The organism is Serratia sp. LTN-2 (assembly GCF_059740205.1).
Genome location: NZ_JCAXDO010000002.1, coordinates 201,530 through 222,335, shown reverse-complemented (window position 1 = coordinate 222,335; position 20,806 = coordinate 201,530). Strand labels below are relative to the sequence as shown.

Genomic DNA, 20,806 nt, shown 5'->3' with positions numbered 1-20,806 from the left:
TTCTTATAAGGAATATAGGTTCTATGAAACTTAACAAAATCATGATGGCTGCAGTGATTGCATTTGGCGCAAGTTCTTTTGCACAGGCAGCCGATCAGGGACACGGTAAGGTCACCTTCACGGGCTCTATTATTGATGCGCCATGCTCTATTGCGCCTGAGTCGATCGATCAGACCGTAGATCTGGGCCAGGTATCCAACGTGGCGTTGAAAAACGGCGGCAAATCCAACCCGCGTCCGTTTGAAATCAAACTGGAGCAGTGCGACATCACCACGCTGAAAACCGTTAAAACCACCTTCAGCGGCGTAGCATCGTCCACCGACAAGGATCTGTTGGGTATCGCGGGCACCGCCAGCGGCGCCGGTGTCGCCATTTCATACAACGGTCAGCCGATCAAACTGGGTGAGGCAACGACCGCGCAAACCCTGAACACCGGCAACAACACCCTGCATTTCGCTGCCTACCTGCAGGGCGAAGGCGCTTCCGCCGCCATCGTTCCGGGCGACTTCACTGCCGTAGCCGATTTCACCCTGGCTTATCAGTAAGTGAGTCTGAAGGCTTAATCAACCAGGCATGGGGTGCGCCGCATGCCTGGTGAATCTCCCTGTCAAAGGAATGTCGCGATGTTTTTACCAAGGAATCGAGCGGGTGCCGTTCTTTTGGCGTCGTTGGCGTTTGCGCCCGGCTATGCAACTTCCGCCGCGCAGGGGTGGGGCAAAGTCAACATGCACGGCGCCATTATCGACACCGCCTGCGCCATTGCCGCCGGCAGCCGCGATCAGACGATCGATATGGACACTATTCCTCTCGGGCAGATCATTCGTGACGGCCAGGGGATGACCAAACCTTTCAGTATCGAATTGGTCAATTGCATTTTGGAACGGCCGGAAAACAAGCCTGATTGGAAATTCTTTCAGGTCACGTTTGATGGTTATGCGGAAGGCGCTCTGTTTGGCGTACAGGGCGATGCGCGCGGCATCGCATTAAAGATAAAAGACAGCAGCGGCACGGTGGTTATTCCAGGGAAACCTTTGCCGATGGAGGGAGTAATACCGGGAAACCGAGTGCTGAATTATTCCATGACCTTGATGCCGAATCACCAGCCGTTGAAGGTGGGAGCGTATTTTTCCACAGTGCGTTTTAAGCTGGATTATTTTTGATTTTTTCTCGTACTGACGGTTAATTCGTTATTGAAAGGACTTTATTATGCTTTCACCGGCAGGGAAGTTATTTCGTCTTCAGGCCTTGGGGCTTTGCGTTGCCCTTTCTCTGGGAAATCCCATCGCGTTGGTTTATGCCGCCGACGTTATTCAATTCAATACCGACGTATTGGACATCAACGATCGTAAAAATATCGATCTGAGCCAATTCACGCGCAGCGGCTACATCATGCCGGGCGTTTATACCATGGTGGTGCACGTCAATAAGAACGATCTGGCGGAACAGCCGGTGACGTTTGTGGCGCCCGAGACCGATCCTAAAGGCAGCGAAGCCTGTCTTTCGCCGGAGCTGGTCAACCAACTGGGGCTGAAAGAAAAGCTGCTGGGCTCGCTGAATTGGACGCACGGCGGCCGCTGTCTCGATGCCTCCAGCTTGTCTGGTATGGAGGCGCGCGGCGATCTTGCCAGCTCCTCGCTGTATCTCAATATTCCTCAGGCCTATCTGGAGTACAGCTCGGAAAACTGGGATCCGCCTTCGCGTTGGGATGACGGTATTCCCGGGCTGCTGTTTGACTATAACGTCAACGCCCAAACGCAAAAACATCAGAAAGGCGGCAGCAGTTACAGCCTGAGCGGCAACGGCACCGGCGGCGCCAACCTGGGCGCCTGGCGTCTGCGCGCCGACTGGCAGGCCAACCTTAACCATCAGACCGGCTCATCTGAGGCGACCGACAAACAGTTCGACTGGAGCCGCTATTACGCCTACCGGGCGATCCCGGCGCTGCGTTCGCGGTTGACGATGGGTGAGGATTACCTGAACTCCGACATTTTCGACAGCTTGCGCTTTACCGGCGTCAGTCTGCGATCCGACGACAGCATGTTGCCGCCCAACCTGCGCGGCTATGCGCCGGAAGTGACGGGCGTGGCGAAGACCAACGCCAAGGTAGTGGTCAGCCAGCAGGGGCGCGTGCTGTATGAAACGCAGGTGGCGGCGGGGCCGTTCCGCATTCAGGACATCAACGATGCGGTTTCCGGCGAGCTGGACGTGCGCGTCGAAGAGCAAGACGGCAGCGTGCAGGAGTTCAAGATGAACACCGCCAACATCCCTTATCTGACGCGGCCGGGTACGGTGCGCTACAAGCTGGCGACGGGCAAGCCCTCGGAGTGGGGGCACCATCTGCGCGGGCCGATGTTCGGCACCGGCGAGTTCTCCTGGGGGATCAGCAACGGCTGGTCGCTGTACGGCGGGGGCATCGCCGGCGGCGATTACAACGCGCTGTCGCTGGGGATTGGGCGCGATCTGATGGCGCTGGGGGCGCTGTCGTTCGACGCCACGCAGTCGCGTGCGCGTTTGCCGCAGGATGGCACGTTGACCGGCGGTTCGTACCGGCTGAGCTATTCGAAGAACTTCGATGAATACGACAGCCAGGTCACCTTCGCCGGTTACCGCTTCTCCCAGGAAGACTTCATGAGCATGGGAGACTACCTGGATGCGCGTTACGAGGGCGGCCGCAGCGGCAAGAGCAAGGAGATGTACACCATCACCTTCAACAAGCAGTTCCGCGAGCTGGGGCTCAGTACCTATCTCAACTACAGCCACCAAACCTACTGGGATCGGGCGCCGAACGATCGCTACAACCTGATGGTATCGCGCTACTTCGACATCGGTGATTTCAAGAACGTCAGCGTGTCGCTGTCGGCCTATCGCAATCGCTACAACGAGCGCAACGACGACGGGATGTATCTGTCGCTGTCGCTGCCCTGGGGCAGCGCGGGCACGCTCAGTTACAACATGACGCTCGATCGCGAAGAGAACGCCCACCGGGTCGGTTACTACAACCGGGTCGATGAACACAACAACTATCAGATCAGCGCGGGCGCCGCACGCAGCGGGGCGACGGCCAGCGGTTATTACAGCCATCAGGGCGACATGGCGCAGATCAACGCCAACGCCAGCTATCAGGCCGGTCGCTACAGCGCCGTCGGCATCGGCGCGCAGGGCGGCCTGACGATGGCGGCGGAAGGGGCGGTGCTGCACCGCGTCAATACGCCGGGCGGCACGCGCCTGCTGCTCGATACCGAAGGCGTCGCCGGCGTACCGGTGCGCGGCTACGGCAGTACGGTGCTGACCAACCGTTACGGCAAGGCGGTGGTGGCGGATGTAAACAGCTACTACCGCAACAAGGCCAGCATCGATCTCAACAGCCTGAGCGACAACGTCGAGGCGACGCGCTCCGTGGTGCAGGCCACGTTGACCGAGGGGGCCATCGGCTACCGCAAGTTCGAGGTAATTGCCGGCGAGAAGGCGATGGCGATCGTCAAGCTGGCGGACGGCAGCGAGCCGCCGTTCGGCGCCACGGTGCTGAATGCCCGCAAACAGGAGACCGGCATCATCAATGACGGCGGCAGCGTTTACCTGTCCGGCCTCAACCCCGGCGAGCGCATGAGCGTGCACTGGAACGGCGCGGCGCAGTGTGAAATCCAGCTGCCGGCGCCGTTGCCGGCCGAAATGCTGATGAACACGTTGCTGCTGCCTTGCCGTCCTCTCGCCGGCAACAAGCCGGCGGCTGACGCCAACTGACATACACCCGGCGGAGTGCGCTCCGCCGCTAAACCGCCGGGGCGGGCTTGTCCGCCGCCGGCCGACTGGAACCGTGAAGACATGATGAATCTGACTATGACCAGAAAGACCGTTTTCCTTGTGGGCCCGCTCGCCGCCGCGTTGATGGCCGGCGTGGTCAGCCTGCCCGCTCAGGCGGCTATTGCGCTGGATCGCACGCGTGTGATTTTCGACGGCGACCTGAAAACGGTCAGTCTCAACATCAGTAACCAGAACAAACAGTTGCCGTATTTGGCGCAGGGATGGATCGAAGACGATCGCGGCAACAAGATCCAAAGCCCCTTCACCGTGCTGCCTCCGGTGCAACGGGTAGAGCCGGGCAAACCGAGCCAGGTGAAGATCCAATCGTTGCCGGCGGCGCGTCAGCTGCCGCAGGACCGGGAGACGCTGTATTACTTCAACCTGCGGGAAATCCCGCCGCGCAGCAATAAGCCGAACACGCTGCAGATAGCGTTGCAGACCCGCATCAAAATGTTTTATCGCCCGGCGGCGCTCGCCCCGAAGAAGAATGCGGCGCCGTGGCAGGAGCAGCTGACGCTGACCCGGCAGGGTGACAAGTATGTGGTGAATAACCCGACCCCTTATTACGTGACGATCGTTGAGGCGAGCGCCGGCAAGGGCGGCAAAGGGGCGGCCGGCTTTGAACCGTTGATGGTAGCGCCGAAGGCCAGCGCCCCGCTGAATGTGCCCGCCGCGAGCCTCGGCAACGGCCCGTCGCTGGCGTACATCAACGATTACGGCGGGCGGCCGCAGTTGAACTTCCGCTGCGCCGGCAATGCCTGCCAGGTCGTGCCGGTCGCCAAATGACGAGCCGCGCGCAAGCAGGGAAGACCGAGTCATGAACACAGCGGAGTGAACGAATCATGCAACGAAAGATCCCCATGCTGTTGGGAAAGGCCTATGAACGTCATCAGCGACGCACTATCGGCCTGACGGTGTTGGCCGCGCTGATGGTACCGCTGACGGCGGGCACGATGCTGATGCTGATGCCGCCGGCCCGCGCGGTGGACAACTGGGACGTGGAGGGCGCGAACGGCACGCTCCACGTTTACGGTGCCTTGACGGAAAGCGCCTGCAGTCTGGAAATGACCACCGCTCGTCAGGAAGTGTGGCTGGGGGAGACGGGAACGGCGCACTTCCAGCGCCCTGGCGATCGCGGCACGCCGGTGGCGTTCGAGTTGACGCTGAAAGACTGTCTGCGCGCGCCGGCGAGCAGCCGTGACGCCTGGACCGGGGTGTTGGCCTGGAGCGGCAGCCAGCCTGCGGTATCCGTGGCGTTTGCCGCGCCGACGGATGACGACGCGCCGGGGTTGATCAGGGTTGCCGGCGTCACCGGGTTGGGGTTGCAGCTGGCGGATGCCAGCGGCCTGCCGGTGCGCCTTGGTGCACGTAACAAACCGGTATTGCTGACGCCAGGGCAGAACACCCTGACGTATACGGTGACGCCGGTACGCACCCCGGCGACGCTGAGCGCCGGTGCCTACCGCGCGGCGATCGATTTCCGCCTTTATTACGATTAATACGCCGCTTGCGCCGGACCGGCGCAAGCATAACCAAAGGGAGTGGCGTTATGCGCGCGACAGAGACGAACCGGCGCCGGAGCGCGCTGTTGGGGGCCGGCATGATCATGGCGGCCAGCATGATGGCTCAGCCGGCGGCCGCGGCGGAAAACATGCGCTTTCACGGTACGCTGGTGGCTGAGCCGTGCGTCATTCAGCCGGGAGATGAGGATATCCAACTGGATTTCGGCACCATCGTCGACAAATACCTGTATCTGAACACCCGCACCCATAGCCAAACCTTCGCGTTGCACCTGACCGAGTGCGATCTCAGCCTGGGCAATACGGTAGCCATCACGTTTACCGGCACCGAGAACATCAAGCTGCCCGGCCTGTTGGCGCTGGATGCCGGCAGCCTGGCCTCGGGGATCGGCATCGGGCTGGAGGACAGCAGCGGCAAGGCGCTGCCGCTCAATCACGCCAGCGATAAATTCCGCCTGAATGCCGGCAACACCACGCTTACGCTGCAGGCCTATGTGCAGGGGGAGCCGGAAGCCATCCAAACGAAGTCCATCGGCCGCGGCACCTTCAGCGCGGTGGCCACTTTTACGTTGGAATACGAATAAGCGTCTACAAGGACAAAAAACGCAATGATGATTAAGCCCCTCAATCGCGCCCTGCGCCTGGGTTTGCTGTGCCTATTGGCGCTGAGCGCCGCCGCCTGTCAAAGCCAAAAGTCGGGCAAGCCCGCCGTGAACGCCAAAAATCAGACTGTGCAAGCGCCGTCGGAAGAGGCTTTGCGCAAGCAGCGTGAGGCCGAGCAGCTGCAGCAGTGCCAGCAGCAACTGGGCGCATTGCGCGCGATCGACGAGAAACAGTATCAGCGCTATAAGCAGGCCTTCGACAGCCTGATGAGCGGCGCTTCGCAGTACGCCAGCCTGCGCGCCCGGGTAAACGGCGACACGCAGGAGACGGTGGATGCGCTGTATCGCTACAAGGTCAGCTATCTGTGCGCCGGGGTGAATCAGGCGGTGTTGAGTGGCTTGGCGGATCGCGGGGAGCAGGTTAAATGAGGCTGCGTCTGCTGGGCTGCGCCGTTTTGCTATTCACCGGCGTCGCGCAGGCGGACGACGGCGTGCCGGCGCTGCTGCAGTTTGCCGAGCAGTATCAACGGCAGAACACCGAACCGGCGAGCGAAGAAAAAGCGGCGCCGGCCGAACGCGAATCGGGGCAAAAAAAGCGTGAACCCGCGAAGCGCCCGTCGGACAACAATAAGCCAGCCTCACCGGCTAAAGCTTTTACGCTGAGCCAGGAATCATTGGCGCGCGATCAACAGTTGGCGCGCCAGCGAATGGAACTGACGATGCTGCGTCAGGAACTCGCTGCGCTGCGGGAGAGGCAAGCGACGCCATCCACCGCGACGTTGCCCGACACGTCATTGCTTCGGCAGTGGATCGCCGGGTTGGGCGCCGCCTGGCGCGGTTCACCCGATACGCAGCGCGCCGAAGCGCTGCTGCGTCAGGCGACGCAGGAAACCGCCCAAACCCAAGCGGCGGCGGCGCAGGCCGAACGGCGCGCTGCCGAGCTGGAGTCTGCGGCACAGGCATCGGCACAGACGCTTGCACAACGCCAACGCGAGCACCAGGAGGAGCTGCACGCTTTGCGCGCCGCGTTGGAAGCGAGTGAGCAGAAGCGGGCCGGAGAGCAGAAGGTGACCCAGCAGACGCGCGAAGCGCTGTTGGCGCTGCGTAAGCGGCTGCAATGGGAGATAACGCCGGAGCAGTTGAAGGATGAAAGGAAGCGCTTGTCCTATGCGGCGGGCAGTGCGCTGGGGCGGGACATTCAGGGGGTAATGACGGAGCGCCAAGGTTGGGGCGTACCGGTGGATCGCGACAGCCTGTTGGCGGGCGTCATCGATAGCGTGTCGGGGCGTTTACAGCTGCCGCCGAATGAACTGACTGCGTTGACGGCGCAGGCGGACGCCGCCGCGGTGGCCGCGCGCGAGAAACGCGTTAACGAGCAGCAGCGGCGTGATGAAGATTATCTGGCGCAGTTCCGTCAACAAAAGGGCGTAAAGCCATCGGCGATGGGCTTCTGGTATCGGGTGGATTACGCCGGGGAGGGCGCGCTGGCGCCAACGGCGGTGGTCGATGTGGTCGTGAAAGAGACGTTGACCGACGGTACGGTGATCCAGGATATGGAACTGAGCGGCAAGGTGCTGTCGCAACCGCTTTCCGAGTATCCGCCGCTGTTCCGGGAGGCGATAAGTCATCTGCACAACCACGGATCGCTGACGATGGTCGTGCCGCCCGCGCTGGCCTACGGCGAAACCGGCTATCCGCCGAAAGTGCCCCCCAACGCCACCATGGTTTATGAATTGCGTATCGACAACAGTCAGGCGCCGGCAAAGGGCGTCCAGGCGGTTAAACGGGGAGCCGGAACGGCGGGAGGGCAGGGATGAACACGATGATAAAAATCGCGCTATTTGATGAGAATCGTTACTTCAGCGCCGGTTGGCAAGAGGCGCTGGCGCTGCATTTCAGCACTTACGGCAAGCGCATGCTGTTATTGGATGCGCAGCAGGTTCACGAAGCCGATCTGGTGTTCTGCTATTTTCCTCCCGGCGTGCAAAGCTGTTTTTGTCACTTCTCGGAGGCGCAGCCTGCGGGGCGAAAAACGCTGTATTTCTCGTTGCGAACGCCGGAAGGACGGCATAAACGCACCGTCGGCAACCGATGCGCGCTGGAGGCCGGTATCATCTACCACGATATGCCGCTGGTATCGGCGCTGTATCAGGTGAGCGCCGAACTGGAGCGGCACCGCAAATGGCCGAGCAGGCTGAGCTGTGGCGCGAACTGCGTATGCCAACACCGGGACCTGACGCTGCGCGAACAGGAGATCATGCGCTGTATGACGCGGGAAATGGGGGTAACGCAAATCGCACGGCTGCTGGACATCAGCGTGAAAACCGTCAGCAACCACAAGATGAGCGTGATGCGCAAGATGGGGTTCCGGCGTAATGCCGAGCTTTACGGTTGGCTACGGCACAGCGCACGCCCTGGCGCCGTGGGGGCTCGAGCCGGCACAGCGCCGGGCGTTGCGGCAGGGAAGGGGCGGCATTGAGACGGCGCCGGCCAAATCGGGCCGGCCGGCGCTGTTAAGAGCCTCGCTGTCGCGATCAGTTGCAGGCCACGACCTTGATCGCCAGACCGCCCTGTGACGTTTCACGGTATTTGGCGTTCATGTCTTTACCGGTCTCGTACATGGTTTCGATCACCTTATCCAGGCAAACCCGAGGCTCGCTGGTGCGGCGCATCGCCATGCGCGCGGCGTTGACCGCCTTGACGGCGGAAATGGCGTTGCGTTCAATGCATGGCACCTGAACCTGGCCGGCGAGCGGATCGCAGGTCAGCCCCAAATGGTGTTCCATGGCGATCTCCGCCGCGATGCATACCTGCGCCGGGCTGCCGCCCAGCAGCTCGGTCAATCCCGCCGCCGCCATCGAACAGGCCACGCCGACTTCCCCCTGACAGCCCACTTCGGCGCCGGAGATCGAGGCGTTCATTTTGTACAATGCGCCAATCACGCCGGACGCCAGGAAGTAGCGGGTGTAGGAGTTGGCGTTCACCGGGCGGATGAACTTGTCGTAGTAGGCCAGCACCGCAGGGATGATGCCACACGCGCCGTTGGTCGGGGCGGTGACCACGCGGCCGCCGGCGGCGTTCTCTTCGTTGACCGCCAACGCGAACATGTTGATCCAATCGACCACGTTCATCGGGTCGATATTGTTCTTGTCTCCGGTCACCAGAATGCGGCGCAGCGCGGCGGCGCGGCGCGGCACTTTCATCGGGCCGGGCAGCAGACCTTCGGTATTGATGCCGCGCTCGATACCGGCGCTCATCACCTGCCAGACGTCGGCGAAGTGCGCGTCGATATCCGCCTTGCTGCGCAGCGCCAGCTCGTTCTGCATCACCAGGCCGGACAACGACAGCCCGGTCTCTTTACAATGTTGCTGCAGATCGTGCGCCGATTTGAACGGGTAGGGCACCGGCGTTGCACCTTCGGCAGACTGGCCAAAGTGTTCTTCGTCGACGATGAAACCGCCGCCGATCGAGTAATAGGTTTTGCTGTGCAGCAGGCGTTCACCGGCAAAGGCGCGGATGCGCATGCCGTTTTCATGCAGCGGCAGATTGTCGCTGTGGAAGTTCATGCCGCCGTGCAGCGGGAAATCCACCTCGTGGTGGCCGTTGGCCAACGGCAGGCGGCCGCGTTGTTCGACGTCGCGGATAAAGCCCGGAATGCTGTCGATGTCCACATCGTGCGGCAGGTTGCCGGCCAGGCCCATAATGATGGCGATGTCGGTGTGGTGACCTTTGCCGGTCAACGACAGCGAACCGTACACGTCGACCACCACGCGGGTGGTGTCCTGCAGCTGTTGGTGGGCGATCAGATCGTCGACGAACTGTTTGCCGGCCTTCATCGGGCCGACGGTGTGGGAGCTGGATGGGCCGATGCCAATTTTGAAAATATCGAAAACGCTGACCATGGTCTCGCCTCCTTCTTCAGGTTTCAGGCGGTTAATACGGGAAATGGGGGCAGTGCGGGAGGGCCGGCGCGCAGCGGCGCCGGCCGGACGTGATTAGCCGAGCAGGCTGAACACGATTGCAGAGATGGCGATCAAACCCATCACAACCACGAACACGTTGCTGATGTGGCCGCTGTACTTGCGCATGGCAGGCACTTTACGGATGGCGTACATCGGCATCAGGAACAGCAGCATGGCGATGATTGGGCCGCCCAGGGTTTCGATCATGCCCAGGATGCTTGGGTTCAGAGTAGCGACGATCCAGGTGGTCACCAGCATGAAGATGGCGGTCATGCGGTTCAGCTTGGCGGTGCTGACAGTTTTGCCGCGGCTCTTCATCGATTTGGCGACCAGGCCGTTGAAGCCTTCACGGGCGCCCAGGTAGTGGCCCAGGAACGATTTGGTGATGGCGACGAAGGCGATAACCGGCGCGATGTACTCGATCATCGGGTTGTTAAAGTGGTTAGCCAGGTAAGACAGAATCGAGATGTTCTGCGCCTTGGCTTCCGCCAGGTTTTCCGGCGTCAGGCTCAGCACGCAGCTGAACACGAAGAACATCACGGTCAGCACCATCATGATGTGCGCGTAAGCCAGAATGCGTGAGCATTTCTTCTCGGCGTCTGCGCCGTACTCTTCGCGTTTGGCGACGGCGAAGGCGGAGATGATCGGCGAGTGGTTGAAGGAGAACACCATTACCGGGATCGCCAGCCACAGGGTCATGATCAGGCCGTGACCCATGCCGGTACCGCTGCCGGACAGCGACACGTTTTCGAAGATGGCGCCGGTCCAGTTAGGGATAAGATAGACGGCCAGCAGCATCAGCACCGCGACAAACGGGAAGACCAGGATGCTCATGGTTTTCACGATGGCTTGCTCGCCGAAGCGCACGATGGTCATCAGGCCGACGATCAGAATCAGCGACAGGATGGCGCGCGGCGGCGAGGTCATGCCCAACTGGTGGGTGATGAAGCTGTCGACGGTGTTGGTGATCGCCACGCTGTAAACCAGCAGAATAGGGTAGATGGCGAAGAAGTACAGCAGGGTAATCAGTTTACCGGCGGTGATGCCGAAGTGCTCTTCCACCACGGCGGTGATGTCTTCACCAGGATTTTTGCCGGACAGCACGAAACGGCACAGGCCGCGGTGGGCAAAGAAAGTCATCGGGAAAGCGATGATGGCCATGATGATAAGAGGAATCAAACCGCCGATGCCGGCGTTGATTGGCAAGAACAGAACGCCTGCGCCGATGGCGGTGCCGTACAGGCCCAACATCCACATGGTATCCGTTTTACGCCAGGTACTGCTGGAGCCCGAGGCCGCAGAGGCAATTGTGCCGGTCTGTGTAGTGTCCATAAATATCTCCGAAGTGAACACGAATTTAAAATTAAAAGGCAAAACTTAAGGTTAAACCGTCAAACGTCCTATTCAGGCAACGCTTGCGGTAAGAATCAGGTGTTGCTTGCGGGGATGTTTTGGCGTCCCCCTGGTTGTTTATTGCGTTCATTACCAAGGCACAGCGCCGGGTAATTCACTAAAGACTTTTCACCGTCACGGGGTGATAAAAGTCGTTACCGCTGCCGACAGGTCTTTGCCTGTCGATTTTTGTTGGCGGCAAGATAACGATTTACAGTAGAAACAACCGTGATCCTGCTCTCAAATGCGCAATATGTGCAGTTATCCGCTTTTTCATCGATTTTTCGCGCATTTGTTGCACATTTGTGTAAGATTTTGTGCTGAGAACGCTCTCATAAAAATTTCTGCGATTATGCGGTTTGTACAATAATTGGCCGTATAAAGCGCTGTGCTCAGCAGCAAGCCGAGCAATATATTTTATGCGTGGTTTTGGATCTAGCGAAAAACCCGGATTAAGCAGTTTTAGTGACGCAGATCACATTGTGTTTTTAAGTGAAATATTGTCTATATTTTTGTTTTTAAATGTTTTTATTTAAAAATCACCGCTAATAACGAAGGGAAATTACTTACGTGGTTAGCGGATAAAAATGCGTAACCATTCATCATATAAATAACAGATAACTAACAGCTATTGGCGATATTTGCTGCAATCGCTTAAACCGCTGTTTAATTAAACAATCCGGCCTTTGGCGTTATTTATCATATAAAAGCCATAAATAGTCGTTAATTCACCCAACCGACGGCGGGTTTAGCCTGCCAGAAAATAATCACTCGGGTGACCTGTTGCATTTTATTAACCTGATGTTGCGTGCGGATAAGCGAAAAACGCGAATCGGTTGCGCATTATTTGTTCATTTTCGGGCGGGAAAAGGGTGTGTTTCAGCGGTGCGCCGCCGGCATTGGCGGCGCTGAAGGCGTGTTAATAGCGGGCAGCGATGGCGTTATCGTTGAAGAACGCCATGAAGTCGGCGTCCGGTTGGCGATCGGTGATCACCCGATCGAACTGCGTCAATGGGCCGATGCAGGCCGGTTTGGTTTTGCCGAACTTGCTGTGATCCGCCACCAGGATCTTTTGCTGCGCCATCGCCATGGCGCGATGTTTCATCTCCAGTTCGTCGAAGTTGAAGCAGGTGGCGCCGTGCTGCAGGCTGAGGCCAGCGGCGGAGATAAAGGCGATGTTCGGGCAGATGTGATCGAACTCGTTGCGACCGCCGACGCTGGAAAAGATGTAGTTATTCGGTTTGAACTCGCCGCCGCACAGGATCACCTTGCAGTTCGGTTTGTCCTGCAGCGCCAGGAAGGTGTTCAGCGAATGGCACACGGCGGTGAAAGTCAGTTCGTCGGCAATGGCGTCGATGATCGCCGGGGTGGTGGTGCCGCAGTCGAAAAACACCGTGTCGTTTTCATTGATCAGCGGCGCCGCCAGCAGGCCGATGCGTCGCTTTTCCGTCACCTGTTTGGCTTTTTGATCGGAAACGAAGTAGTTGGTTACGCCGTTGCTGCGCGGATCGGCCACCACGTAACCGCCCAGCAGCACCACTGCGGCCGGCTCGGCGCTCAGATCGCGGCGAATGGTCATCTCCGAGACCCCCAGCAGCACGGCGGCTTCTTTCAGGTGGATCTTGTCAGCGCGTTTTAACGCCTGAACTAGCCGGTTGATACGTTCTTCGCGCCGCGTTTCCATAGATCCGTCTTCCCACAGGTTGTAGAGGTAAAAGGCGTGCCGCCGTTTCCGGCGTTGAACACAACAATGCGGGCCAATATCGGGCCGCGTCAGCCGCCCGTATTGTCCCGCATCGAATGGTATAGGCTGCGCCCGCCAAGGCGCGCCGACGATCAGTAGCTGCCTGCCGCCGCCTGAGCGCCGGAGACGATGGCGACGCCGGAGCTGGTGCCGATACGCGTGGCGCCGGCTTTGATCATCTTCTCGGCGGTAGCGCGATCGCGCACGGCGCCGGAGGCTTTCACGCCCATTTCGCTGCCCACAGTCTCGCGCATCAGTTTGACGTGCTCTTCCCGAGCGCCGCCGGTGCTGAAGCCGGTGGAGGTTTTAACGAAGGCCACATCGAGTTCGCGACACATTTCACAAACCTGGACGATCTGCGCATCGCTGAGCAGGCAAGTCTCCAATATTACCTTCAACGGGATCGCCGCGCAAACCTCGCGCACGGCGGCGATGTCGGCTTTCACTTCGTCCAGCAGGCCGCTCTTCAGCCAGCCGACGTTGATCACCATGTCGATCTCTTGTGCGCCGGCGGCGATCGCCGCTTTGGCTTCAAAGGCTTTGGCGACGGTCAGGCCGGCACCCAGCGGGAAACCGATCACCGAGCAAACTTTCACGGTGCTTTCCTGCAGCAGCTGGGCCGCCAGCGGTACGTAGCCGGAGTTGACGCACACCGCATAGAAGTTGTGCTGCTGTGCTTCTTCGCACAGTTTGGCGATCTGCAGTTCGGTAGCGTCCATTGCCAGCAGAGTGTGGTCAACGTAGCTGGCGTAATCGATGTTTTCGGTGGTCATCGCGATTCCTTAGTGAGGTTAAGACAGTAAGCTGGATGAAATATGTGAAAATAATAACATTCCGATGTCGATAAACCTAGCGATGTTTCAAAAATGTCGACCCGATCGTCGCTATCAGGCTGTTATACATATAACTTAAAGGCGAGTCATTTGTTATTAAAATAACATTTCAGGTGTGCTCGCGGTCTGAGCGGGCGAAACGTTGAGGGAAAAAAGATGAAGATCAATATCGATCTGGCTCCTGAAGCTTTCGGAACACAGCGGCAGGAACTGTTCCGCAATGCGGACTTCGCGGTGAGCGCGCAACGCTGTACTGCTCGTGGGCCGACGCTGACATTGGCGAATCGCCGTGGCGCGCTGACGGTCTTGCCCTATCAAGGCCTTGCGATCTGGGACGCCGAGTTTGACGGCTACTCGCTGAAGTCGGGCCGGCGCAGCGTGCGGGGCGGTGGAAGAAAACGCGATGATACCGCCGCGTTCTGCCCCGCCTGGCCTCATCAGGACGGTGCGCCGCTCCAGATGCAACGCGTGTGGCTGCAGCTGGCGGGCGACGAGCTGACGCTGCGCGGCGAGGGGGAGCGGCCGGGCGCATGCTGGCGCATTAGCCCGGCGTTGCGTTTAGCGGCGCAGAGTGCGCAGTTCACCATTGAGATGCAGGTCACCAACCTGGCCGATCGGCCGCAGCCGCTGCAGTATGTGTGCCGTCTCAATTACGATTGCATTCCCGATGCGGTGTTCCGCCAGAATCTGCCGACGCCGGCTCTGTTGGGCGATGCGCTCGGGCGGGAGCTGCTGTGCTCCGACGATCTGTCGCGCTACGTGGATCAGGCCGAGTTCTTCATGCTGGCGCCGCAAGGCCGGCGCTATGTGACGCGCTTCGCCACCGGGCAATTCAACTATGGTCTTCGACGCATCGCCGTTCAGGGCAACCGGCAGTTGCTCTCCTTTATCCAGCCGGCGAACTGTCGCCCGAATGCGCCGGAAGGAGAGGCGGGGGTGATGTTGGGAGCGGGAAAAACGCGGGCGTTCTGCGTGACCACCGGCGTGGTGTGAAAGAGACAGGGGCGGTAATGCCCCTGTCATGTTGTACGATTACTCTTTTACCCAGCCGCGGCGAATGGCGAAGGCGAACAGGAAACGATACAGGCGCGACAGCTTGTCGGCGATGACATCGCCGAACAGATTCCACACCAGTTGGGCAAACAGGCAGCCGACCATGCCGAGCAGGAAACCGCCGACCATATCCAGCGGCCAGTGCACGCCGAGGTAAACGCGCGACCAGGCGATGCCGGCGGCGACGATCATCAGCAGCACGCCGGACCAGACGCGGTGCCAGAACAGGAACGCCAGCGCAAAGGTAAAGATGGCGGTGCCGTGATCGCTCGGGAACGAGCTGTCCGGTGCGTGCGGCAGGAAGGTATAGCCAACGCCGGCGACGAACGGACGCTCATGCGGCAGCAGCGCACCGATGGTGGCGGCGGCGAGCATGGCGAACAGCAGCGCGATAGTGGTTTTCGCCACCACCTGGCGTTGCGATACCAGCTGGCTTTGCGGCCCCCACAGCCACAGGCCGACGATCAGCAGCGGCACGATGATGATCAGGTCGCGTGCCAAAAAGGTGGCAAAATCGATCATCCATTCAGGAGACGCCGGGGTCGCATTGATCCAGGCGAAAAGAAAATGGTTCAACTGTTCCATAACCGTTACCTCGTCTTGCGGCGCCAATAGCCGCTAACCGTCCAATAAATAGCCAACTGGCTTAACCAAACCCACCAACCTGCCCACAGGTTATGGGTAAGAAAATGTGCGCCGCGCATGATCTGGCCAAAGCCCATCAACATGCCGAGCGCAATGCCGCCGCACCAGCACCACCATGCCAGGCGCGGACGTTGCGGATAAAACAGGAAAAACAACGCCATGATCGCGAAACCGCTCGAGGCGTGCCCACCGGGGAAACAGCGGCCGGGGCCCGGCAGCACCGGCTGCGCGCCGAACAGCGGGAAGGACATCGCCTTACCGCCGTATTCGATCAGATCCCACGGGCAGGAGTGCGCGCTGGTGGCCTTGAGAATACCCACCACCAGAGGACCGATGCCGATAAGCAGCATGGTCACGATCAGGCGCGCGCTGCGGCGATAGATACCCCAAAACAGCGTCAACACCGCCCCAACAATCACAATCTGCTTCAACAGACGGTGGTTGATCAGATCCAGCCAATAATTGTTTTGCCACGGGAAATGCCCGCTGGCGGCATCGAACCAATAGTTGCTGATCGCCCAGTCCAGCTGTTCGTTGCGGGAGAGCCACAGGAACACCAGGCCGCTGAGCAGCAGGCCAAAAGCCTGCCAACGGTAAAAGGATGTCGGCAGGGAGTAAAGGGCGGTTGTCTTAATTTGCGGTGCCGTTGAGGATTGATTTAATGACGATTCTGGATTCACGCGCAGGCTCGGTGACAGGATTGAATGACGCCACTGTAATAATTCTGTCTTAAGAAAACCTTAGTCCGCCGGTAAGAAAACCCTATCCGACGCTACCGCCTTCGGCTAAGGTAATCGTTTGCTTTTTCGGGATGAGAGTGTGGTGATGAAGAATAAAGCGCGTGTCTTACTGTTGGCGGCCGCCGGTGCGGCCTTTTCTCCGCTGAGCTTTGGCCAACCTGCGGCCACCGGGCCGATCGTGGTGCAGGGCGCAATGCCAGTGGAAGCGGAACGTTTCGCCCAGCGGCTGGAGAACCCACGTGAGGAGCAGATCGGCGGCTGGCGCTTTTGGCACGGCACCGTAGACGGCTACCCGGTGGTGGTGTCGGAGACCCTGAAGGGCATGTCCAATGCGGCGGCGGCCACGGCGATCGCCGCCACGCAGTTCCATCCGGTGGCGATCATCAACCAGGGCACTGCCGGCGGTCACGATCCGGCCCTTAAGGTGTATGACATCGTGCTGGGCAAATATTCGGTCAATCTTGGGGCGTTCAAAACGCCGGTCAAGGCGTTGGGGGAAGGCAGCGACTCGCGGCAGTGGCAGCCGATGGATCTGTTGGCTTCCAAGGGCAGCGCCGGTGAGGACCAAAAGGCGCACAGCCTGCGTCAGTTTCCCGCCGACCCCAAACTGCTGGCGATTGCGCAAAGCGTTAAGAGCGATTACCGACAGGGCAAAGTAGTGGAAGGGGGGATCGGTTCGGCCGACGTGTGGAACAGCGAGCTGGATCGCATTCGCTATTTCCACGACAGCTACCGGACGTCGGTCGAAGAGATGGAGACCGCCTCCGCTGCGCAGATTGCCGCCGAGTTCAAGGTGCCGTTCGTCGGCATTCGCGTGTTGTCCAACAACATCACCAATCAGGGCAAATACGATCCGCAAACCGGGCTGGCGTGCCAGGATTACGTCTATCAGGTGGTGAAGGCCTATATCGCCCAACTGAAGACACACTGAGCCATTGCTCCAGATAATCGACGATACCAGGCGATTGTCACTATTTATCGCCTATTGTAAAGAAGATTAAACCTGTGGCGAGCTTGGCGGTAGTGTATTAGTTTATAGGCGGATTATTTGACAAAAAGTGTAGGGATAAACATGAACAAGGCATCCGTTGTATTTTCCGGCCTGCTGATGGCCGTTTCCGCCAGCGCCATGGCGGCTACCTCTGGCGATGACGCGGATATCAGCAAACAGCCGCTGGAAAAGGTCGCACCTTACCCGAAAGCCGAGAAAGGCATGAACCGCCAGGTGATCTACCTGCCGAAGCAAGAGCACGAAGAGAACTATAAGGTCGAGCTGCTGATCGGCAAGACGCTGGAAGTGGACTGCAACCGCCATATGATTGGCGGCACCCTGGAGATCAAAACATTGTCTGGCTGGGGCTACGACTACCTGGTGCTGGAGAAGCTGTCCGAGCCGGCCTCGACCATGATGGCCTGCCCGGATAACACCAAGACCAAGAAATTCATCGCCGCTAACCTGGGCGACGCCGCGATGCAGCGCTACAACAGCCGCCTGCCGATCGTGGTGTATGCGCCGAAAGACGCGGAAGTGAAATACCGCATCTGGAAAGCGGAAGACACCGTAAGCCAGGCCGAGCAGAAGTAAACCGACGCGCATCGTACAGCGTTGCGTTTTGTATCAGCCCGCCGGCGATGCGCCGGCGGGCTTTTTATATTCAGACACCGCACGCCTTTAAAGCCGCCGGCAAAGATTTGCCAGCATGTCATCAATCACGCTAACCAACCTGATAAATCGCGGGCATCCGTTTTAATGCGGGAAACAAATCTATTGCCACGGGTTTTTGGGGCTTTCCGCAGCAGCGCGGGAATGGAAGGGAGCGGCGAATGGGTGGGGAGCGCTTTGTGTGTTTCCTACGGTTAACCGCAGAGGGAGGTGGTGGCCCATCCCATTACCTGGCGCAAGAAGTTTGGCGGCATGGAAGTATCCGAAGTGAAGCGGCTCAAGTCACTTGAAGAGGAAAACGCCCGCCTTAATAAGTTGCTCGCTGAAGCCAGGTTGGAGAAGGAGGCGTTCAGGTGGCGCGGTGCCGAACGTTGTAATGACCGGCCAGAAGCGGGAAGCCATGTGTCAGTCATGCCAGGAAGACGAGCCGTGAATGGTGTCAGGATTGCAACGCGTGTCGCCCGCACGCCACGCTGAACTATCAGACGCTGTCTGGCCTGGAGAAAGGGGCTTTCTGAGAGTGAAGGATCCGACATGACTCACTGAACGTTGTATTTAATCCTGGGGGCGGGTCTAAGACACGATATTAGAACACGTAGCCCTAGAAAAATTAAAGGGTGATTAATCACAATTTGAAATTATTAATCGCGATGGATAATTGCTTGGTTCAGTGCGCTGATGACTGTGTGAATATATTTTTCATCTTCGCTTTCTAATGCTTGGCTTTCGCCAGATGAACTATTTAGATAAACGCTGTGTTTAGCTTTAAGGCCTTTGTATATCAAAGCACCAAAGCAAATAATCGTACCGCCCCCTGAGCTTAGAGGCTCCGTTCAGGCCCAGTAAAAGCAATATGCCAAAGATGAGCAATATAATTGCTCCGGCACGCGAGGGCGTAACGCTGGTTTTTTTAACAGAGGTTACACCTGTCATTGCATATGTACTGCTCCCCACGACGAAGCGAGCATTTGTTATAAGAACATTTCCATTTCTGAAAAACTCAGTTTCTTCCATTTCTATTTTTCTCTGAAGGTGGTGCGAAAGTCATAAATGAGACGATTGCTGCGCCTTAAAACAAACACCTAATTTGTTGTTGTTTCTTCTACCTTACAACGTCATCGCATTGTCGCTGCCCGCGTCGTGCTGGCATCCTTTCAGCATGAACAATCAATATGACATTTCGCGCCTTCTGCGCAACCTGAGCCGCATTGGCACGGTGAACGCTGTTGACCTCGACAACGGCCTGCGCCGTGCCGAAACCGGCGGCAATCTTAACGACTGGCTCAACTACAGCGGTGGATCTTTTTTGTCGAATGACATTGTTGTTGATAAACACACCCACGGCGGCGTCCAGACCGGCGGCGGGCAAACGGGGAAACCAATATGAACAGCGCCAAATATATCGGCATGAGCCGAGGCTCCGGCCGTACGTTGACGGACATCGAGCATATTCGCCAATCCTTGGCGGACATCCTGATCACGCCGCAGGGTTCGCGCCCGATACGTCGGGCTTATGGATCGTTGCTCGCAGAACGGCTCGACCCGTCGCAGAACGACACGCTGCGCCTGCAGATAAAAGCTGTCTGCTACAGCGTGATATTGGCGTGGGAGCCGCGCGTCAAACTGACCGGCATCGCCTTGACTACCATCTATGACGACAAGAGGGTGACCGACATCGCCGGCACCCCGCACCGATACCCCGGTGCGCTGTCAATGTCTGTTCCTGTGAGCTAACCATGGCAACAATTGATCTTTCACAGCTGCCCGCGCCAATTGCCGTCGAGGCGTGGGGTTATGAAGCCATTTTGGCGGAGCGTAAGGCTACTCTGAGAGCGGCCGGTTCCTATCGTTTTCACGCCCGCTCGGCCGATGGCCGGGTGGCTGATGTGGCGGCAGTCAGCCCCTCAGCGGCTAACGTGACACTCACCGTGCTGTCACGCGATGGCGGCGGCACCGCCAGCCCCGAACTGCTGCAGGTTGTCCGCGACGCGCTGAATGATGAAGACGTGCGCCCGGTCGCCGGTCGCGTCATCGTGCAATCGGCCAAAATTGCCCCGTATGTTATCGAGGCCGTTTTATACAAGTATCCCGGCCCGGAGTTGACGCCGAGCCTCGACACGGCAAACAAACGGCTACGCGCCTATGTGCAAAACAGGCGGCGCCTCGGGCGCAGTATCCGGCGCTCAAGCAAGAATGCGGCATTGGCCGTTGAAGGTGTTGAATACGTGGAAATTATCAAGCCTGCTGCTGACATAGTGCTGGATAAAACGCTGGCGGGTTACTGCACCAGAGCGAACATGACACAGGGGCGCGCCGATGACTAAACGCTTATTGCCGGTTGGCTGCTCACCGTTGGAGGTTGCCGCCGCCGCCGCATGCACCGAGCTGGAGCGCGTGCCGGTTCCCCTGCGTGACCTGTGGAATCCGAAAACCTGCCCGGTGCATCTGCTGCCCTATCTGGCGTGGGCGCTCTCTGTCGATCGCTGGGATGAGGCGTGGCCGGAGGACGTCAAGCGGGGCGTGGTGTCCGCTGCGTTCTACATTCACCGGCACAAGGGCACCATCGGCGCCGTGCGCCGCGTAGTGGAGCCGCTCGGCTACCTGATTAACGTTATCGAATGGTTTCACACCGACGGCACCGATCCGCCTGGCACCTTCAGGCTCGATATTGGCGTGCTGGAAACCGGCATCACTGAGGAAATGTATCAGGAAATGGAGCGCCTTATCGCCGACGCCAAGCCCCTGAGCCGACACCTGATCGGCCTCAACATTTTGCAAGACATCCCCGGCCGGATTTACACCGGCGCGGCCGCCATTGATGGCGATGTCATTACCGTTTACCCCGGATAAG

Annotated in this window: 23 protein-coding genes and 1 pseudogene; 17 read left to right on the top strand and 7 right to left on the bottom strand. The window is 58.9% G+C overall.

The genetic code is table 11. From position 1 onward, the window contains the following. Nucleotides 1-23: 23 nt before the first annotated feature. The 9 genes from AC6BYQ_RS04815 (at nt 24) to AC6BYQ_RS04775 (ending at nt 8,402) form a co-directional block, all read left to right on the top strand. Nucleotides 24-545: a fimbrial protein gene (locus AC6BYQ_RS04815; RefSeq protein WP_025302212.1), complete on the top strand. Its 522-nt coding sequence runs from the start codon at nt 24-26 to the stop codon at nt 543-545. Nucleotides 546-623: 78 nt separating this feature from the next. Next, entirely contained in the window at nt 624-1,160 is a 537-nt protein-coding gene (locus tag AC6BYQ_RS04810) for a fimbrial protein (protein WP_019454605.1), read from the top strand. 46 nt (nt 1,161-1,206) lie between these two features. Next, nucleotides 1,207-3,741 (top strand): outer membrane usher protein, encoded by a 2,535-nt coding sequence (locus AC6BYQ_RS04805; RefSeq protein ID WP_498056385.1) that lies wholly within the window; start codon nt 1,207-1,209, stop codon nt 3,739-3,741. An 81-nt stretch (nt 3,742-3,822) separates the two neighbouring features. Next, nucleotides 3,823-4,587: a fimbria/pilus periplasmic chaperone gene (locus AC6BYQ_RS04800; RefSeq protein WP_198635496.1), complete on the top strand. Its 765-nt coding sequence runs from the start codon at nt 3,823-3,825 to the stop codon at nt 4,585-4,587. Nucleotides 4,588-4,661: 74 nt separating this feature from the next. Continuing rightward, nucleotides 4,662-5,300: a fimbrial protein gene (locus AC6BYQ_RS04795; RefSeq protein WP_019454602.1), complete on the top strand. Its 639-nt coding sequence runs from the start codon at nt 4,662-4,664 to the stop codon at nt 5,298-5,300. 50 nt (nt 5,301-5,350) lie between these two features. Next, nucleotides 5,351-5,905, top strand: a complete 555-nt coding sequence (locus AC6BYQ_RS04790) for a fimbrial protein (protein WP_498056384.1) — start codon at nt 5,351-5,353, stop codon at nt 5,903-5,905. A gap of 24 nt (nt 5,906-5,929) precedes the next feature. Beyond that, nucleotides 5,930-6,352 (top strand): YuaE family lipoprotein, encoded by a 423-nt coding sequence (locus AC6BYQ_RS04785; RefSeq protein WP_019454600.1) that lies wholly within the window; start codon nt 5,930-5,932, stop codon nt 6,350-6,352. Next, on the top strand, nt 6,349-7,740 hold the full coding sequence (locus AC6BYQ_RS04780) for an FKBP-type peptidyl-prolyl cis-trans isomerase N-terminal domain-containing protein (RefSeq protein ID WP_498056383.1): 1,392 nt from the start codon (nt 6,349-6,351) through the stop codon (nt 7,738-7,740). The genes AC6BYQ_RS04785 and AC6BYQ_RS04780 overlap by 4 nt, the downstream gene beginning before the upstream one ends. Further along, nucleotides 7,737-8,402, top strand: a complete 666-nt coding sequence (locus AC6BYQ_RS04775; protein ID WP_432525365.1) for a response regulator transcription factor — start codon at nt 7,737-7,739, stop codon at nt 8,400-8,402. The genes AC6BYQ_RS04780 and AC6BYQ_RS04775 overlap by 4 nt, the downstream gene beginning before the upstream one ends. Before the next feature lie 55 nt (nt 8,403-8,457). Here AC6BYQ_RS04775 and AC6BYQ_RS04770 read toward each other — a convergent pair whose 3' ends face one another. The 4 genes from AC6BYQ_RS04770 to deoC all read right to left on the bottom strand — a co-directional run bounded on the left by AC6BYQ_RS04770 (nt 8,458) and on the right by deoC (nt 13,794). Continuing rightward, a complete protein-coding gene (locus AC6BYQ_RS04770; protein WP_004938700.1) occupies nt 8,458-9,825 on the bottom strand; it encodes an L-serine ammonia-lyase in 1,368 nt (455 codons plus the stop codon). Nucleotides 9,826-9,918: 93 nt separating this feature from the next. After that, on the bottom strand, nt 9,919-11,217 hold the full coding sequence (locus AC6BYQ_RS04765; protein ID WP_004938697.1) for an HAAAP family serine/threonine permease: 1,299 nt from the start codon (nt 11,215-11,217) through the stop codon (nt 9,919-9,921). A gap of 979 nt (nt 11,218-12,196) precedes the next feature. Beyond that, a complete protein-coding gene (deoR, locus tag AC6BYQ_RS04760; protein ID WP_019454597.1) occupies nt 12,197-12,961 on the bottom strand; it encodes a DNA-binding transcriptional repressor DeoR in 765 nt (254 codons plus the stop codon). Between the two features lie 152 nt (nt 12,962-13,113). Next, nucleotides 13,114-13,794, bottom strand: coding sequence for a deoxyribose-phosphate aldolase (gene deoC, locus AC6BYQ_RS04755; protein WP_019454596.1), 681 nt, complete (start codon nt 13,792-13,794; stop codon nt 13,114-13,116). Between the two features lie 216 nt (nt 13,795-14,010). On the opposite strand from deoC, the gene AC6BYQ_RS04750 reads away from it, so the two are divergent. Beyond that, nucleotides 14,011-14,847 (top strand): aldose epimerase family protein, encoded by an 837-nt coding sequence (locus AC6BYQ_RS04750; RefSeq protein WP_019454595.1) that lies wholly within the window; start codon nt 14,011-14,013, stop codon nt 14,845-14,847. 39 nt (nt 14,848-14,886) lie between these two features. Here AC6BYQ_RS04750 and ybjG read toward each other — a convergent pair whose 3' ends face one another. Continuing rightward, the gene (gene ybjG / locus AC6BYQ_RS04745; protein WP_025159691.1) at nt 14,887-15,492 is read right to left on the bottom strand and encodes an undecaprenyl-diphosphate phosphatase; all 606 of its coding nucleotides are present in this window, start codon (nt 15,490-15,492) and stop codon (nt 14,887-14,889) included. 5 nt (nt 15,493-15,497) lie between these two features. Continuing rightward, a complete protein-coding gene (locus AC6BYQ_RS04740; RefSeq protein ID WP_498056382.1) occupies nt 15,498-16,232 on the bottom strand; it encodes a phosphatase PAP2 family protein in 735 nt (244 codons plus the stop codon). A 145-nt stretch (nt 16,233-16,377) separates the two neighbouring features. Between AC6BYQ_RS04740 and AC6BYQ_RS04735 the strand changes: the two genes are divergently transcribed. The 3 genes and pseudogenes from AC6BYQ_RS04735 to AC6BYQ_RS04725 form a co-directional block, all read left to right on the top strand. Continuing rightward, nucleotides 16,378-17,223, top strand: coding sequence for a 5'-methylthioadenosine/S-adenosylhomocysteine nucleosidase (locus AC6BYQ_RS04735; RefSeq protein WP_498056595.1), 846 nt, complete (start codon nt 16,378-16,380; stop codon nt 17,221-17,223). 141 nt (nt 17,224-17,364) lie between these two features. Further along, entirely contained in the window at nt 17,365-17,877 is a 513-nt protein-coding gene (eco, locus tag AC6BYQ_RS04730; protein ID WP_498056381.1) for a serine protease inhibitor ecotin, read from the top strand. Between the two features lie 306 nt (nt 17,878-18,183). Further along, nucleotides 18,184-18,370, top strand: a pseudogene (locus AC6BYQ_RS04725) (transposase); the annotation flags it as partial. Between the two features lie 226 nt (nt 18,371-18,596). On the opposite strand, the gene AC6BYQ_RS04720 reads toward AC6BYQ_RS04725, so the two are convergent. After that, nucleotides 18,597-18,758, bottom strand: a complete 162-nt coding sequence (locus tag AC6BYQ_RS04720; RefSeq protein ID WP_498056594.1) for a DUF6232 family protein — start codon at nt 18,756-18,758, stop codon at nt 18,597-18,599. A gap of 356 nt (nt 18,759-19,114) precedes the next feature. Between AC6BYQ_RS04720 and AC6BYQ_RS04715 the strand changes: the two genes are divergently transcribed. Genes AC6BYQ_RS04715 through AC6BYQ_RS04700 form a run of 4 tightly spaced genes read left to right on the top strand, consistent with a single transcriptional unit; the run spans nt 19,115 to nt 20,805 of the window. Next, on the top strand, nt 19,115-19,342 hold the full coding sequence (locus AC6BYQ_RS04715; protein WP_498056380.1) for a hypothetical protein: 228 nt from the start codon (nt 19,115-19,117) through the stop codon (nt 19,340-19,342). Next, nucleotides 19,339-19,689 (top strand): GPW/gp25 family protein, encoded by a 351-nt coding sequence (locus AC6BYQ_RS04710; RefSeq protein WP_498056379.1) that lies wholly within the window; start codon nt 19,339-19,341, stop codon nt 19,687-19,689. The genes AC6BYQ_RS04715 and AC6BYQ_RS04710 overlap by 4 nt, the downstream gene beginning before the upstream one ends. 2 nt (nt 19,690-19,691) lie before the next feature. Further along, nucleotides 19,692-20,279: a baseplate J/gp47 family protein gene (locus AC6BYQ_RS04705; RefSeq protein ID WP_498056378.1), complete on the top strand. Its 588-nt coding sequence runs from the start codon at nt 19,692-19,694 to the stop codon at nt 20,277-20,279. Further along, nucleotides 20,272-20,805 carry a phage tail protein I gene (locus AC6BYQ_RS04700; RefSeq protein WP_498056377.1) on the top strand — a complete coding sequence of 178 codons (534 nt, stop codon included), beginning with the start codon at nt 20,272-20,274 and terminating at the stop codon, nt 20,803-20,805. The genes AC6BYQ_RS04705 and AC6BYQ_RS04700 overlap by 8 nt, the downstream gene beginning before the upstream one ends. Nucleotide 20,806 lies beyond the last annotated feature (1 nt).